Source organism: Marinobacter sp. KMM 10035 (assembly GCF_046537445.1).
GTDB lineage: Bacteria > Pseudomonadota > Gammaproteobacteria > Pseudomonadales > Oleiphilaceae > Marinobacter > Marinobacter sediminicola.
Genome location: NZ_JBBVMG010000002.1, coordinates 1 through 15,548, shown reverse-complemented (window position 1 = coordinate 15,548; position 15,548 = coordinate 1). Strand labels below are relative to the sequence as shown.

Sequence of the window (15,548 nt, the reverse complement as noted above, 5' to 3'; positions counted from 1 at the left end):
CATGCGCCTGAAGTCCATCAAGCTTGCCGGGTTCAAATCATTCGTTGATCCCACTACCGTGCCTTTTCCTACCAACCTGACCGCGGTAGTCGGGCCTAATGGTTGCGGTAAATCCAATATTATTGACGCCGTTCGCTGGGTAATGGGGGAAAGTTCCGCCAAGTACCTGCGAGGCGAATCCATGACTGATGTTATCTTTAATGGTTCCAGTTCCCGCAAGCCAGTTGGTCAGGCGTCCATTGAACTGGTGTTTGATAACAGTGATGGGTCGGCTCCCGGTGAGTTCGTGCGTTTTAACGAGATATCCGTTCGGCGCAGGGTGTCCCGGGAAGGCCAGTCGGAGTATTTTTTGAACGGCACGAAATGTCGACGCCGCGATATTACTGATCTGTTCCTCGGTACCGGCCTCGGCCCTCGAAGCTATGCCATCATTGAGCAAGGCATGATTTCACGGTTGATTGAAGCCAAACCTGAAGAACTGCGAGTCTATATCGAAGAAGCTGCAGGCATTTCCAAATACAAGGAGCGGCGCCGCGAAACCGAAAACAGGATGCGGCGCACCCAGGAAAACCTTGAGCGCCTGACAGATCTTCGTGAAGAGCTGGGGCGCCAGTTACAGCACCTTGAGCGGCAAGCTGCTGCTGCAGAAAAATACAAAGCCTACAAGCAGGAGGAACGCCAGAAAAAAGCCGAACTCACGGTTCTGCGCTGGCAAGCCCTCGATAATGATCTTCAATCCTGGCGTGGCAAAATCCGCGACACAGAGCTGGAGCTTGAAAAGCAGCTTACTGAACGCATCAGCCTTGAAACGTCCCTTGAATCCCTTCGCGACAGCCACCACGAGCGAACAGAGCACTTTAATCGTGCTCAGGCCCGCTATTACGAGGCCGGCGCAGATATTGCCCGCATTGAGCAGAGTCTTGAGCATCAACGGGAGCGCAGTCGGCAAACCGCGGTGGAATTGGATCAAGCCATGGCCAACCAGCGCGAGCTCACTCGCGAGCTTGCCCAGGACGAAGACAAATTGTCTGCTATCCGTGAAGAGCTGGAGATGATTGAGCCAGAGCAGGAAGCTCTTGCTATTCGTTCTGAAGAATCCGGAGAAAAGCTTCAGCTGGCGGAAGACGCCATGAGTGAGTGGCAGCAACGCTGGGAGGAATTCAGTTCACGGTCGGCTGATGCTCGTCGTGAGGCAGAGCTTGCCCAGTCACGCATCAAGTCTCTTGAGGAGGCCATAGATCAGCTTCTTGCCCGTCAGCGCAAACTTCAGGAAGAGCAGGCGCAACTGGATGACCAGATTGATCGAGATGAGCTACAGGATTTCCAGGAACGGCAGGAAACGCTTTCGCTGCAGCGCGAGGAAATGGCTGAGCGCATTGAAGCGGAGCAGGATGAGTTGCAGCATGCCCGACAAAATCAAAGGGATACTGAACAAAGCCTGACAGACGTACGGCAACGGGTGCAGAGTTTACAGGCTGCACTGGAATCCCAGCAGTCGCTTCTGGATGAGCAAATGGGTGGTCAGAATGACACGCTGCAAGCGTGGCTCTCAGAACACCGGCTTGGTGACCTGCCACGGGTTGCCGCCAAGCTGCAAATACAAGATGGCTGGGAATTTGCTGTAGAGCAGGCGATTGGTCGCCTAAGCCAGGGGCTCTTGTTGCCAGAAATTGAACACATTTCAATGGCTTTACAGAGCGCGCCAAAAGGTCTTGCTGTGATGGAGGTGGGTGCTGGCGACAAGGCATCTGCTCAAGGCCTTGCAGCAAAAGCGACCGGTGTCGCTGCGGTAACAGCCATGTTGGCAGGCATCGAAGTTGCCGACACCCTTGAGGAGGCGTTGTCGCAGAGGTCGGCGCTGGCAGAAGGGCGCAGCATCTTTACCCCCGAAGGTGTTTGGGTGGCGAAGGATTGGGTGTTGATGCCTGATTCGGATGTCAGCCAGATCGGCGTTATCGAGCGGCAGAAGAAAGTGGATGAGCTGGCGGAGCAACTGGCACAAGCCGAGCATTCTCAGGAAGAGGTGGTCGCTCGTTATGAAGCACTGCAGGCGCAAACAGAAAGAGCAGAAGCTGCACGGGATGAGGCGCAGGCCCAGCTAAGTGAAACTGATCGTGAACTCAGCCAGGTCGTGTCCAGGATCAGTGGTCTTCGTGCGCGGGCAGAGCAGATTGATGCGCGGCTTGCGCGGATTCATGAAGATGCTTCGGATGTGGCGCTGAACCTCGAGGGTCAGCAGGAATGCCTGGGCATCGCCCGTGAAGAATGGCAGCAGGCGTTGGTGCAGGCTGAAGACGGTGACGATGAAAAAGAGCGCCTCCTGGAGCAGCGCGACGTACTTAGAGAAAAGCTTGATGGCCTGCGCCAGGAAGCACGTCATGATCGGGATCACGCCCACCAGCTGCAATTACAACTGCAAACTCTGAGTAGTCAACGAGATGGGCTGAGTCAGACTATAGATCGTATGCAGTTACAGAAAGAACGGTTGGAAGAACGGCTTGAAATGCTCAGAGAATCGAGAGAGAGCGCGGAAGAACCCGTGGAAGATCTGCAAATGCAGCTCGAAGGGCTGCTGGATCGACGTCTTGCCGAAGAAGAAAAACTTGGCGTGGCCCGAGACGCGTTGGAAGAAATTGATCGCGAGGTGCGTGAGAAGGAGCAGGGTAGAAGTGGCACCGATCACCGAGTGCAGGATGTTCGTACCAAGCTGGAAAAGCTGAAAATGGAATCTCAGGCTCTTGAGATCCGAGCGGGGAATCACATTGAGCAGCTTGAAGAGCTGAATGTGAAGTTGCAGGAAATACTGCCGCAACTGCCGGAAGGCGCCACCCAGGACGTGTGGGCAGAAGAGCTGGAAAAAATTGGGAATCGTATTCAGCGCCTTGGTGCTATTAACCTTGCTGCGATTGACGAGTACCAGGTGCAGAGTGAGCGCAAGACCTATCTGGATAGCCAGCATGAAGATCTGACCGAAGCGTTGGATATTCTCGACACTGCCATTCGCAAGATCGACCGGGAGACGCGCCAGCGCTTCAAGGAAACGTTCGACCAGGTAAATGCCGGCCTTCAAGCCCTGTTCCCGAAGGTGTTTGGTGGCGGCAACGCATATCTGGAACTGACTGGTGAGGACCTTCTGGAAACGGGTGTGGCTATCATGGCGCGCCCACCGGGTAAGAAAAACAGCACCATCCACCTGCTTTCAGGCGGTGAAAAGGCCTTAACGGCCATTGCGTTGGTATTTTCGATTTTTCAGCTCAATCCGGCGCCTTTCTGCATGCTGGACGAAGTTGACGCCCCCTTGGACGATGCAAACGTTGGACGTTATGCGAATCTGGTCAAGGAAATGTCAAGACAGGTACAGTTTATATACATAACTCACAACAAAATTGCTATGGAAATGGCGGACCAGCTGATGGGGGTTACCATGCACGAACCTGGCTGCTCGCGCTTGGTTACTGTGGATGTGGAAGAAGCGGCCGCTCTGGCTGAAGCCTGAAATATCGCTGACCAGAAAACCGCAAAAATGACAAAAAGGCCATGTGATGCGGCTTTGCGTTGTATTCATTACGGGCTTTTTTTAGAGTATCAGCCGGAGCCCTTTATTCGCTTCCGGATCTGATCTGCAAACAGGACAGCAGCACTATGTCACTTAGGGAATGGTTAATTGCCATCGGCACCTTGGTTATCCTTGCCATTGTTATCGACGGATTGAGGCGCATGCGACGCGCCCGCAAAGAATCTATTGCGATTTCATCCGGTATGGGTGTTGATGACTTGAAAGAGTCTCCGCTGGATGACTACCATAATCCTGAGCTCCCAAACGGTGGGGCGAGGGCGATTTCAAAAGATACACTCGAAGAGCGTGGTTACGTGCGGCGTGAAAAGCCCTCGCGTTTTCAGGCTAAGCCACAGAAGCCAACACGACCTGTTCAAGAAACACTTGGGGAAAACACGCCTGCATCCGATGACACGTCATGGGGGCATGAACCGCCCGAAGATGATGTCGATGACTGGGAGCTGGAAAACACGGATGCAAATCCTGAAGAGGACGAATTGTCGTCTGCTGAACTGGATGATTTGACCGCTGATACTGGTTGGGGGGCATCAGAGGAAGACCTGCCTGTTTCCGAGCCTGCTGAAAGCCCGGCTATCGATGTCGAAGAAGATACCGCTCGTCGAGAGCCGCAGAGCAGGTCTGGCACAGACCAACCTTTGGCGGGAGCCAATCGCCCGGAAGCCCGTGAGGTTATCGTTATAAACGTGCTTGCTCGCCAGGGGGAAGAGTTCAGCGGAACCGCTTTGCAGAAACTGTTTGAGGCATGTGGCTTGGCTCACGGTGATATGGAGATTTACCATCGCCATGAGGCAGAGAATACCACCAGCCCTGTACAATTCAGTGTTGCGAATGCCGTAGAGCCAGGCACGTTCAAGCCGAATGATGCGGCTGCTATGACAACACCCGGCATCAGCTTTTTTATGAGTATGCCAGGGCCAACAAATGCGCTCCAGGCCTTTGATTTCATGCATGAAACGGCCCAGTGTGTGGTCCGAAATCTGGGAGGTGAGCTCAAAGATGAACGGCGCAGCGTGATGACAGCCCAAACCGTAGAGCATTGTCGGCAACGCATTCGTGAGTTTGAGCGCAAACAGCAAACGCCACGCCACTGAGCTGGTCTGGGACATAAGAGAAATAACAATGCCCGGGTTTGTCCGGGCATTTTTTTGACAGCCAAGAGCACTAAGTTATGACCAAGCCGTTACCGGAACCGATCAAGCGGGTAGAAGAGTTGCGTTCCGCCCTTGATGAACACAATTACCGGTATTACGTGCTGGATGATCCCGGCATCCCGGATGCGGAGTACGACCGCCTGTTCCGGGAGCTTCAGAATCTTGAAGCGGAGCACCCAGAGTTGGAGTCTGCGGACTCGCCCACTCGCCGCGTAGGGAGCAGTGCTGAAACCAGCTTCGAGGAAGTTGTTCATCGCTTGCCCATGCTGTCGCTCGACAACGCTTTTAATGAAGACGAAATCCGAGACTTTGATCGTCGGGTCAGGGAAAGGCTGGGCACGGATGAAGACGTTGAATATGTCTGTGAGCCCAAGCTGGATGGTTTGGCGGTTAGCCTGCATTACGAACAAGGCTCCCTCACGCGCGCGGCAACCCGGGGTGATGGTTATGCCGGCGAAGATATCACAGCAAATATCCGCACTATCCCATCGGTTCCACTGCGCCTTAGAGGCAGTGATGTACCCGATCTTGTGGAGGTAAGAGGTGAAGTTTATATGCCTCTTGCCGGCTTTGAAGCGTTGAATGCAAGGCTGGAAAACCAGGGCGAAAAAACCTTTGTGAACCCGCGAAATGCAGCGGCTGGAAGCTTGCGCCAAAAGAAATCAACGGTCACCGCGCGGCGGCCACTGGAGATGTGCGCCTACAGCGTCGCGGTCACAGATGAGAGCTTGTTGCCAGACACACAATGGGAGGGGTTGCAGCAGGTTCAGCGCTGGGGATTTCGGATTAATCCCGAAATGCGCAAAGCGGTTGGCGCCGGGGAGTGCCTAAAGGCTTATGAAGAGCTAATGCAAAAGCGCGGTGGGTTGCCTTACGAAATAGACGGCATTGTGTTCAAGGTCAATCGGTTGGATTATCAGCAAGCGTTGGGATTTGTTTCCCGTGCGCCACGCTGGGCCATTGCCCAGAAGTTTCCTGCTCAGGAAGAATTGACCGTTGTTGAAGATGTTGAATTTCAGGTTGGGCGCACCGGCGCTGTTACACCGGTTGCGCGGCTGAAGCCGGTGTTTGTCGGGGGGGTAACGGTAAGTAATGCCACCCTTCACAACATGGATGAGATACGCCGGCTGGATGTTCATATCGGCGATACTGTGTTCATACGCAGGGCTGGCGACGTCATTCCAAAAGTTGTGAAGGTGGTTCTGGAAAAGCGCCCGGCAAACGCTCAGTCGGTGGAGCTTCCCAAGCAATGTCCTGTCTGCGACTCGGATGTTATCCAGATTGAAGGCGAAGCCATCGCACGTTGCTCCGGTGGTCTTTTTTGCCCTGCCCAAAGAAAAGAAGCGATCCGCCACTATGCGTCCAGAAAAGCCCTGGATATCGAAGGCCTTGGTGATAAATGGATCGATATTCTCGTTGACCAAGGCATGGTTAAAACCGTTGCAGACATCTATCTTCTGACCGTCAAGGATTTAACTCGTCTGGAGCGAATGGGTGAGAAATCGGCTACTAACCTTGTTGAAGCCATTGATCGCTCAAGGCAGCCGGTTCTCTGGCGTTTTCTGTATGCATTGGGTATCAGGGAGGTGGGTGAGGCTACGGCAAAGTCCCTGGCATCTCATTTCGGCACTCTGGAGGCTGTAGCAGAGGCAGACATGGACGCGCTCATCGCTGTGCCAGATGTTGGGCCTATTGTCGCTGGCCATATTCGCAGTTTTTTTGGGCAAACCCACAACCGCGAGACTCTCACAGCCCTTCGTGCCGCAGGTGTTGAATGGCAGGAAGAGGAAGTTACCGGCGGTGAAAAGCCCTTGCACAGTCAAACCTGGGTGCTCACTGGAACCTTATCTGAAATGACCCGTGATGAAGCCCGCGAAAAGCTTGAAGCCCTTGGTGCAAAGGTTGCGGGCAGTGTGTCGAAAAAAACATCCTGTGTGGTAGCGGGTGAGGCCGCGGGTTCCAAGCTCACAAAAGCTGAGCAACTTGGCGTAAAAGTTATGGATGAGGTGGCCTTGCTGGATATGTTTAAAGAACATGGTTTGTTATAGGCACTGGATTCACAATTGGCGGGCAACTGTCCCGGCGAAGTTCGGCTGGCCGGTGAATCTGAGAACTCGCGCAGATACCCGGTTTCCGAAACTGGCTAACATGGAGGCACTCTGTAACTGTGTGTAAATCGGTGGTTTCCGCCAGGATTCACGCACTGCTATAACAACAACGTTCTGAAACGGATTTTTCCATGCGCGCCGAGTTGTTTCCCCGCCCTGTCACCGCTTTGCAGGTGAGTATTGCTCTGTCACTTACCCTCATTGCTGCAGGCTGTAAAACCGAGAAAGATCCCGACCAGCCGACAATTCTGGGTATTCCGCCAGGGGTTGCCTACATAGGCGTTGAGTATTATTACAACTTTGGTGCCTATGGCGGGGAGGACATACTTGACTACTCGTTGACCAATGCGCCTTCCTGGCTGGCTTTGGAAGATACCAGCAACAAGGCCCGACAGGGCATTATCATGCGCGGTGTGCCAGGCCTGAATGGCGGAGCCCGGGGCGATGCCGACCTTGGTAAGCTGACGAATATTAATCTGGTGAGCACTGACGGGCAGATGGCGGGCGCAGTGCCATTCGATATTGAAGTAAAATACAACGTGCTTTCACTCGAAGCCGAGACGTTTACAGAAGGAAAATCTCCCTCCATTCCAGACACAAACCGGGAGCGCTGTGAGTTGCCCGATCTGGAAACCCCGGGAGAGCACAGCTTTACCGTCAATACCTATGATGCTAATGGTGCGGTGACTGCAAGCCCCCTCGATCTTACGTTGCCCACCAGGCCGGTTTTCGTAAAAGTACTGCTGGATCGTCCATCCGTAACCCGTGTCGCCGTCGCTTTCGAATTGATATCGGATTACAACCCACAAAGTTGCGACCCTGGCTTTACGGCGCCCCATCAACGGTGTGACCACGGTCGAGCCAACACTGGCGACGCTATTCCCGGTACCGATATTGTGGCCCTTGGTAGCGGCAGTGAGGCACTGCTCGAAGACATTCCCTATCTCACTTATGAAACGGATCCCGCAGGGGCTTATCCTGGTGTCTATACAGGAGGCGTAATCACCTTCGAACCAGGTATAACCGAGTGCTACATTCGTCTGGAAGTTGTAGATGATAGCTTCCCCGAACCTACAGAAGTGGCACAGTTGCGCCTGACAGAAGTGCGCTCAGGTCTCGCGGCGGTTGGGCCAACCAATGAGGGTGCTCGCACTAATCTGGTTATTGATGACAACGAGCCAGAAGTACACCTGGAGACGGTTAAAGGCGGAACCCGCGATGCGTTGAATGTGGGCGACTCCCGCACGTACATTGCGCGCCTTACTGGTGAGCGAGATGGAGAGATTCGGGCGAAGCTGGGCCATACGGAAGATTCGTCGGCGCGGTTGAATACCGAATTCGGGACCGATCTACCCAACGACGAGTTGGTATTCCCCGTGGGCACAGATGAGGTTAGCTTCACAGTGACGGTTGAGGACCCTGCTTCCTACTTCAATGCGGGGCCGGATGATCGTTTTATGCTTCTGGGGCTGGATACGCTCTATCAGCTTGGCCGAGAAAATTACGCCCGGGTTGACGACGAAGACGTACTTCGCGTCAGCATTAATGAGCTGACATCGCCGTTGACCGTTGGCTCTAGAGTTGGCTTTGTCGCAACTGATGTTGTGGTGGGGCATGGCGGCAAAATGTTCGTGGCCGGTTACGATAGTGCCGATAGTGACCGGGTGTTTGTGAAAATATACGACCAGAAAGGGAATCTACTGCAGTCGCTTTCAGTATCCGCGCCCGGAGACCAATTAGCAGCACCGGATCCGGTCGTTGGTGTGGCGAGACGTGAGGTGGTGCAAAACAATATCCGCACGATCCGCTATGAACTTGTGGTGGCATACACTGCGGAAGGCCCGACAAGTGGGACGACCGGAGTCGGTGGGAAGGATGTTGTTTCGTCGTTGTATTGGTATGACGAGGCGAGCAATACCGGAGAATATGTAGAAACCTGGACCACTCGCACTGGTACCACTGCCGACGACATAGTTCGCTCCGCAGGTATCAATCCCGCAAGCGGATTTGTCGTGATTGCTGGTGAAACCGAGGGTGAATGGCCGGATCAAACCTCCGCTGGCGGTTTTGACAGCTTCGTGCAGCGGATAGATTCATTACCTGACGGGAACACCTTTGCTCCGACATTGGCTTGGACTCGCCAAGCTGGGTCCGCCGCAGACGACCGTGTTGCTGGCGCAAGGGCAACGGGGCTTAGCCCGATATTGTTTGGGTCTGCCATGGGTTCGGTTAACGGTGAGTCGTCACTGGGAGGCGAAGATGTCTATTTTTACAGCGCGGCATCAAAAGATGGTGAGCTTAACGTGCGCCAGCGTGGTACAGACGCGGATGAGCAGGTTGCTGACGGCATAGTAGAGGGAACCACTTTGTGGTTGCTTGGGAATGGCAGCAACCGATACACCGTAGAGCAGGGCGACGAAGACAGTTTGAGCCTGACAAGTCAGCCGGACTCCAGCCTGAGTGGCTTCATATTGGGCTATACCATTGAAGGAGAGATTGTTCGCTCGTTTAACTTGAATGATGAAAACGATCTTTCCAGCGAGCAGTTTTCGACATTAACCGGCTTTTTCGGAGACTTGATTGCCGGAGGTGTTTCCGATGGTGATTTCACCGGTTCCGCAGGAACCAGTGGCTCAGAAACTGGCATCGTTGCGCGAATATCATTGGTGCCCGAAGACGAGCCGGATGCAGAAACTGCGGCATATCGTAATGAGTGGCGCTTTCAGATAAATGCCGCAGACTCGAACGTTATGAAGCTGGCCAATTACCGGGATGACGAAGTTGTGGCGCTGACACGTATCGGGGCGGATTGGGCAATACTGCTGCTGAGCCCTGAGGGTACGCTGCTGACACCTTAGTCTGCAGCATATCTGCCGCTTTAATGTCTAGACATTGCCTTGTTGTCCGCTGGCGCTGGCATACAGGCGAAGGTAGTCTGTGCTGGTAACAATGCCCACGGGCTGGCCTTTGGCATCAATTACAAGGGCCGCGCTCAGTTGATGTGCCAGCATGAGCCTGGCTAATTGGTGAGCATCTGTTTCGGGAGAAGCCGTAAGGAATGCCGGCAACTCTATTTGGGTCAGGCTGTGGCTCATGGCATCGGCCTGATGTTCGTGGAGCCATGCCAGGAGCCATTGCTGTGCTACGAGCCCTGCAATGTGAGTATCGGCAGTAACCACCAGATGATTGGCGCCTTGCTCTTCCAGCAAGGTGATTGCTTCAGCCACCGTCCCAGAGGCGGGCAATGAGTAAAGCACAGGAGAGCAGATGGACGAAACTGGCAGATATGGCCGTTGGTCTTTGCGCTCGCCTGAAACAGCTGCGCCATACTCTTCCAGTGCGCGATGCCGGCCTGACCGAGCAGCAAGTTGAAATTCGGCATCCGTAGCTTCGCCGCGTTCAGGATCGATGGGTTGACCCTCTGTCAGCTCACTGACATCACCCACGCGTCGCCCCCGAAATACTTCCGGCAACCTTGTCCCTACTGGACGACCTGGTTCGCTAACAAAAATGGACACCTGTCTTACCCTCTGGAGAACAGACCTATCTGTTAAGTGTATCGGCGCCTTGGCGCAGAGCATTAGCTAAAATTGATTACGAAGACGCCACGTTTGGCCTATGCATGCGAGCAGTAGCCAGCCTTTTTGCCAAAGACCGAGGCAGAGCCGTTGGCTGTCCGGATATCTGATCTGCCATAAACTCGGCAAGCAAAGGGGCATAAGTAAGGCCCTTGCTGCCTAACCCTGTAAAAAGGTAAAGCCCTGATACTGCTACTCCGGAGCCATCATAAAATGGCCCTGCTACGGGCTGGTAATCATGGGTTGTGCAGCGAAACCCGACACGGCCAGTAAGCCGCTCTGGCAGATCGCTGCTCGCCATGCCTGGTGGCAGCATTTGCGGAACCATGGCTGAAAGCGCCCTGATATTTTCCCGATGGCTTTCGGTTGTGGGCTCGGGCTCACGGTCGTGAAGATCAAACGTTGCTCCAATAACTGCCTGTCGCTGTCCCTCAAGACCGTGGGCCGGATTGAGATACCGGGCTCCACAGATAACAGCACTGGGGCTGGCGGCAAGGGCTTCAGGTAGATGAGTGACCTGGCCTCGAATGGCCTTGAAGCGAAATGCACCCGAGCCAGGAATCAGCAGCGGGCTCAAGTGCCCGGCACAGATAACAACACGGTTTGCCTGAATGTTCGGGCTGTCATTGTTTGTTGTGGCAAGGTGCCATTGGTCTCCAGTGGCCACCATTTTCGTTATAGAACAACCAAACATTTTGTGTATGCGAGGGTGCATGGCAAGCGCTTTGCAGAGCTTGCCTGGCTCAAGCCAACCGCTGCCCGGAAACCATAGTCCACCGCTCTCCAAGGCTGCGCCGGTCAGTGTTTCTGCCTCTTCCCTGGATACTTGTCGCAATACATCTTTTGGGTACTGGTTGCGTTCGATAAATCGGCGCTGGCGATCCTGCTCGCCGTCACTCCAGGCAAGTTGAAGCAGCCCGGTCGGATGCCAAAGCAGCCCTCCCTGGTTGCTGTAAAAACGCTGGCTGAAGGTTAATGCTGAGAGAGCGAGTTCGGTTTGATGATTAAATTCCACACCCAGTTTGACGTACATTGCACCCTGAAGGTTTCCAGATGCCGCCGACCCAGCATCGTCGGCAGCGTCCACGAGCGTGACGGAGTAGCCGCGTTGCGCGAGGTTGTTTGCAAGCAGGCAGCCTGCAATACCAGCGCCAATTACAGCAACAGACATGACTGGTTCCGCGGGCTTGCTCGGCGCGGGAGAAGGCCCCTTGCCGGGCTGAAAGATGCCACAGAAACTATCTGGCTGACTGTCGAGGCTATTGCAGGCCTGTTTGAGAAAGCCGGCTTTTTCAAGTGCAATCTGGCAGGCCTGGGTAGATTGCGGAGCGGCGAGGGTAGTGCCGGGCCTGCTGAACTTGTGGATATGGTTGGTGGTCTCTTCCGGGCACGCTCCCCGGCTTTCGGCTGGTGAGCCGACATTAAAAAACCATGCGTCAGCCAGAAAAGAAACTGTGTCATAAGCTTCATGCATAGCGCCAAATATAAGGGTCAGGCGAACTCTGCCATCCTCCAGCACCAGGCGATGGGTGCCGCGAATCAACGCCGGATAATTGGCAATCAATTCATCCGAAAACTCGCGAAGTTCTGGCCGTCGGGAGAGAGCTTTTTCAAGATTTTGCCGGCTTAGGGGAAAGCGGGCTGCTGAGATAAAGTGCAGAGTGGCTGAATGTGATGGGCCAAAAGCTCGCCAGGCCTGCCACGCGGCGAGAAAATTAAGGCCGGATCGGAAGTTGTTTTCAGCAATCACAAAACAACCTGCCTCGGGCAGCGCGGCAAAACGTGCTGGCAGGTCATTGAGCTTGATGTATGCCTGGCTGGGTTCTGACACGTCATCGAACCAACCCAGCTCCGCCGGTGTTATGGCGGGCGGAGCTGGCGAGGGGTTCATCGTGGTGCCTTGTTGTGTTGTTTTATTCAACCAGAGTAACGCTCTCGATGATCACAGGGTTCACCGGCACATCGGCCATGCCCCGAACACGTGCAGTTTTCACTCCGGCAATATTGTCTACCACCCCCATTCCCGCGGTTACCTTTCCGAAAACGGCGTAGCCGGCTCCTCGAACACCTGCGTTGAGGAAATCGTTGTTTGCGACATTAACGAAAAACTGGGACGTGGCTGAATCCGGGGCGTTCGTCCGAGCCATGGCAACAGTGCCACGCAGATTAGGCAAGGTTGCTGAGGCTTCGTTTCGGACCGGCGAGCGGGTTTCCTTGCGGGCCATGTCCTTTGTGAAACCGCCACCCTGAACCATGAAACCCGGAATAACCCGGTGGAAAATCGTGCCATCAAAGAAGCCTTCGCGAGCATACTGCAGAAAATTTTCTACGGTTTCCGGTGCCACATCTGGGCGAAGTTGCAGCTCTATAGCCCCCTGGTTAGTCAGGATGCGCACTTTCGGAAGCGCTTGATCTGCACTATCCGTATCGGTCTGGGCGCTTGCGTTAAGTGCAACGAGCGACAGGCCAAGAAGCATAAGTACGACCTGGATCACGTTGCTAAAGGGTTTTACCAAATTTGTCATTGCCGGGCTCTCGCTTAGTATAGTTGTGAGTGAATTTCCTGTAATAATCAGGGGGCTTCATGAATGCCCCGATCTTAACAGATATGTTTGTTTTTTCGGGACACACGCCCGCGCAGAATGTGCGGTTGTCAGCTAATATTTTGATGGTAGTTAAGCAGTAACATACTCACCGGGTCGCGTTGTACGGTAATCACTGTGGGAAATGGGAGAGGCTTAGTGAGATTCCATAAAGGGTTTGAGGAAAAATCACGACTCGGGCGACTGCTGGTCAATCGCGGTTATTTGTCTGAGAGTCAGGTTGACGAGGGTCTCAGATTACAGCGTGAGAGTGGCGTGCGTCTGGGTGAGGTGTTCATTGCGGCAGGCTGGATAACCGAGAAAGAGCTCGGCCGTGTGTTGAAGCATCAGTCCCGTTATCGCAGTGCGGCGGCCATGGTTACCATGGCAACGCTTCCATTTCAGCCATTGGTGACATTTGCAGCGAGCAACAACGCGAACGCAGCTCAGGCAGCAGAAGCCGGTGAGTTATTTGATGCGGCTGGAATGTCTCCGCTGACAGAGGATGAGCTGTCTGCCGTTGCCGGGCAGGGCAACAGCTCTTTATTTGATCGGGTTGAGATTGTTAGTGGTATGGCTGGCGGCTCTGGTTCTGACGAGGGCGCTGGTCAAGTGGAGCCTGATGTCATAGAGGGTATGAAACTCACAGCCAATGTGTTTTTTCCGGTACTCAACGTTCTGGACTCAGACCTTACGATCACCGGCGTCCATTATCGCGACGGGGAGCCGCGCTACACGGTGGCTGAAAATGGCCGGGTAACCATGGCATTTCCGGAGCGCATTGAAGAGATTCGAATGGACAATATTCGGGTCAGCGGTGGAGGTAGCCCATCCATGGGCAACGTCAGTATTCAGGACATCAGTTTTCACCCTGATTCGAGCATGACTATCTATACGCGATAATCAGGCGCTGGCAAGTACCGTTCGGCTTGATACGGTTGTTTGCTGGCCCTTTGCACCATAAAGTTTTTGCTGGCCAGAAGCGCCCCGGAATATGTCTGTAAGCCGGGTAAGGCGTTTTTGAAGATGGTTTATAATGCGCCCGTTGTTCTCATTAAGAATATGGCACTCCCGAAGCTTTGAATCGGCTTCTTGCCAAAGGGCGTAAAGCTCATCAAGCCCGGCACTGCGAATAAAGCGGGAAGGGTCACCAGAGTCTGGCCGAAACCCCATTGCTACAAGCGTGCGGATTTTTTGCTTTGCACGCTCGCGAATGTCTCCCAAAACTGCGTTTTTTTCTCGAGTCAGAGTATCGAGTGCTTTGGTATCGGAGTCGGACAGGCAGGTTTTTTCGTTCTTCAGGATGTCCGCCAGGGTTTCAAGCTGACGGATATCCAGCGAAAGGAGATTCTTCAGATCATCAATTGCAGCCATGATTTACTCACCCAAAAATGCTTTCATCCATATCAAGCATTTTCTGGGCCAGCTTTTCTGCATCGATTTTATAAGTGCCGTTTTCCAAGGCTGAACGAATCTGCTCAATTCGCTCATCGTCCATTTCAGGGTAGTCCCCCAGCTTCTGTTCCAGCTGCTTGAGGTTCCTGGCCTGGCTGCTCAGATTCACGTTTTCGCCGCGGGCGCTCTGAGCTTTGGCATTAGCCTGCTCGGGAGCGGCTTGCTTGGCGCTCTGGGTGTTGGCGGACTTATCGGCCGTGGTTCTCTGGGTGTTGACCTGGCCTTGGCCAATTCCATTTAAGTCAACTGACATATCAATACCTGCTTTACGGTTAAGCCACACCTTGTGTGGGCTGACTCTGGTTTATATCCATTTAACGGCTAGTGGCCGATATACTTTAGGATCAATTTATCGAATCTTGTTAACATTTTGTCACACTTCTGATGCCGTACCGGGCAGGAAGCCACGCCGGCATAAACCTGCCGGCGGAAAGAGCTTGCCATGGGGCGCTACATTGGCACTTCTACATGGCCGGGGGCTGTTACGTTCGCTTTTACCGTGCGAGATGAGCCAAGGTTTTCTATAAGTACCTGTTCGCCCACCGACGCATTGGCCAGAGCCTTACCGCGGGAGCGCACTGAAAAGGCCCCGCGGCGGGCGGTAATGATAACATGGTCGCCCCGGCTGACAGCGTTCGGTGCGTCGAGAAGGTCCGGGGTGAGCACCGATCCGGCATTCACGGGTCGGCGTACGATCATACCTTCAACCATTTGTGAATCGGTTATTATTCCCCGCCGGCTGGCATTAACCACAACAGATCGGGTTTCAAGCATATTACCGGTTACGCGCTCACCTCTTCCGAACGGGCGGGCAGCGACCAGTGCAGGGCCGTTGATGGAAACCGTAGTCGTTACAAACATACGCCAGGGGCGTTCGCCGGCGCAGGCTATCTGAACTGAGGGGTGCTCGCTTTTCCATGGGTCGCCAGTGAATTCTATAGCCAGATCTGCAGAGCAGGGGGCCAGCGCCAGCCTGCTGTCAATGTTGCCGGTTTCGAAGGTGACGTTATAGCCCCTCCCGGCTTGCGCTGCGGCAAAGGTCTCGAGAAATGCTGTTGTTGCTTCGCGTATCTCGTCGGCGGTTGTTTTCGCCTGTG

At 54.1% G+C, this 15,548-nt stretch carries 11 protein-coding genes; 5 read left to right on the top strand and 6 right to left on the bottom strand.

Features of this window, described 5'->3' with window-relative positions; all coding sequences use genetic code 11:
- The first annotated feature begins 1 nt into the window (after position 1).
- The 4 genes from smc to AADB16_RS12005 all read left to right on the top strand — a co-directional run bounded on the left by smc (position 2) and on the right by AADB16_RS12005 (position 9,694).
- A complete protein-coding gene (gene smc, locus AADB16_RS12020) occupies positions 2-3,496 on the top strand; it encodes a chromosome segregation protein SMC (RefSeq protein ID WP_410803669.1) in 3,495 nt (1,164 codons plus the stop codon).
- A gap of 146 nt (positions 3,497-3,642) precedes the next feature.
- Complete coding sequence (zipA, locus tag AADB16_RS12015) at positions 3,643-4,668, top strand: cell division protein ZipA (RefSeq protein ID WP_410803667.1); 1,026 nt, start codon at positions 3,643-3,645, stop codon at positions 4,666-4,668.
- 77 nt (positions 4,669-4,745) lie between these two features.
- Positions 4,746-6,776 carry an NAD-dependent DNA ligase LigA gene (ligA, locus tag AADB16_RS12010; RefSeq protein WP_410803665.1) on the top strand — a complete coding sequence of 677 codons (2,031 nt, stop codon included), beginning with the start codon at positions 4,746-4,748 and terminating at the stop codon, positions 6,774-6,776.
- Between the two features lie 191 nt (positions 6,777-6,967).
- Positions 6,968-9,694 (top strand): hypothetical protein, encoded by a 2,727-nt coding sequence (locus AADB16_RS12005; RefSeq protein ID WP_410803663.1) that lies wholly within the window; start codon positions 6,968-6,970, stop codon positions 9,692-9,694.
- A 27-nt stretch (positions 9,695-9,721) separates the two neighbouring features.
- On the opposite strand, the gene AADB16_RS12000 is transcribed toward AADB16_RS12005, so the two are convergent.
- The 3 genes from AADB16_RS12000 to AADB16_RS11990 all read right to left on the bottom strand — a co-directional run bounded on the left by AADB16_RS12000 (position 9,722) and on the right by AADB16_RS11990 (position 12,891).
- Complete coding sequence (locus AADB16_RS12000) at positions 9,722-10,354, bottom strand: CBS domain-containing protein (RefSeq protein WP_309044394.1); 633 nt, start codon at positions 10,352-10,354, stop codon at positions 9,722-9,724.
- Positions 10,355-10,430: 76 nt separating this feature from the next.
- Positions 10,431-12,305, bottom strand: a complete 1,875-nt coding sequence (mnmC, locus tag AADB16_RS11995; protein ID WP_410803662.1) for an FAD-dependent 5-carboxymethylaminomethyl-2-thiouridine(34) oxidoreductase MnmC — start codon at positions 12,303-12,305, stop codon at positions 10,431-10,433.
- A 22-nt stretch (positions 12,306-12,327) separates the two neighbouring features.
- Positions 12,328-12,891 carry a peptidylprolyl isomerase gene (locus AADB16_RS11990; protein WP_309044576.1) on the bottom strand — a complete coding sequence of 188 codons (564 nt, stop codon included), beginning with the start codon at positions 12,889-12,891 and terminating at the stop codon, positions 12,328-12,330.
- Positions 12,892-13,155: 264 nt separating this feature from the next.
- On the opposite strand from AADB16_RS11990, the gene AADB16_RS11985 reads away from it, so the two are divergent.
- Complete coding sequence (locus tag AADB16_RS11985; RefSeq protein ID WP_309044396.1) at positions 13,156-13,899, top strand: pilus assembly protein PilB; 744 nt, start codon at positions 13,156-13,158, stop codon at positions 13,897-13,899.
- Here the strand turns inward: AADB16_RS11985 and AADB16_RS11980 are convergent, their stop codons facing one another.
- The 3 genes from AADB16_RS11980 to flgA all read right to left on the bottom strand — a co-directional run.
- Positions 13,900-14,370, bottom strand: a complete 471-nt coding sequence (locus AADB16_RS11980; protein WP_410803661.1) for a flagella synthesis protein FlgN — start codon at positions 14,368-14,370, stop codon at positions 13,900-13,902.
- A gap of 7 nt (positions 14,371-14,377) precedes the next feature.
- A complete protein-coding gene (gene flgM, locus AADB16_RS11975; RefSeq protein ID WP_410803659.1) occupies positions 14,378-14,704 on the bottom strand; it encodes a flagellar biosynthesis anti-sigma factor FlgM in 327 nt (108 codons plus the stop codon).
- 197 nt (positions 14,705-14,901) lie between these two features.
- A partial coding sequence (flgA, locus tag AADB16_RS11970; protein ID WP_410803658.1) for a flagellar basal body P-ring formation chaperone FlgA occupies positions 14,902-15,548 on the bottom strand: 647 nt, incomplete at its 5' end.

Bases quoted from the DNA above. Each gene is read 5' to 3' on its own strand.
- ligA (WP_410803665.1), top strand. From the start codon at position 4,746: ATGACCAAGCCGTTACCGGAACCGATCAAGCGGGTAGAAGAGTTGCGT.
- mnmC (WP_410803662.1), bottom strand. From the start codon at position 12,305: ATGAACCCCTCGCCAGCTCCGCCCGCCATAACACCGGCGGAGCTGGGT.
- smc (WP_410803669.1), top strand. From the start codon at position 2: ATGCGCCTGAAGTCCATCAAGCTTGCCGGGTTCAAATCATTCGTTGAT.
- AADB16_RS11990 (WP_309044576.1), bottom strand. From the start codon at position 12,891: ATGCTTCTTGGCCTGTCGCTCGTTGCACTTAACGCAAGCGCCCAGACC.
- zipA (WP_410803667.1), top strand. From the start codon at position 3,643: ATGTCACTTAGGGAATGGTTAATTGCCATCGGCACCTTGGTTATCCTT.
- AADB16_RS12005 (WP_410803663.1), top strand. From the start codon at position 6,968: ATGCGCGCCGAGTTGTTTCCCCGCCCTGTCACCGCTTTGCAGGTGAGT.
- AADB16_RS11980 (WP_410803661.1), bottom strand. From the start codon at position 14,370: ATGGCTGCAATTGATGATCTGAAGAATCTCCTTTCGCTGGATATCCGT.
- flgM (WP_410803659.1), bottom strand. From the start codon at position 14,704: ATGTCAGTTGACTTAAATGGAATTGGCCAAGGCCAGGTCAACACCCAG.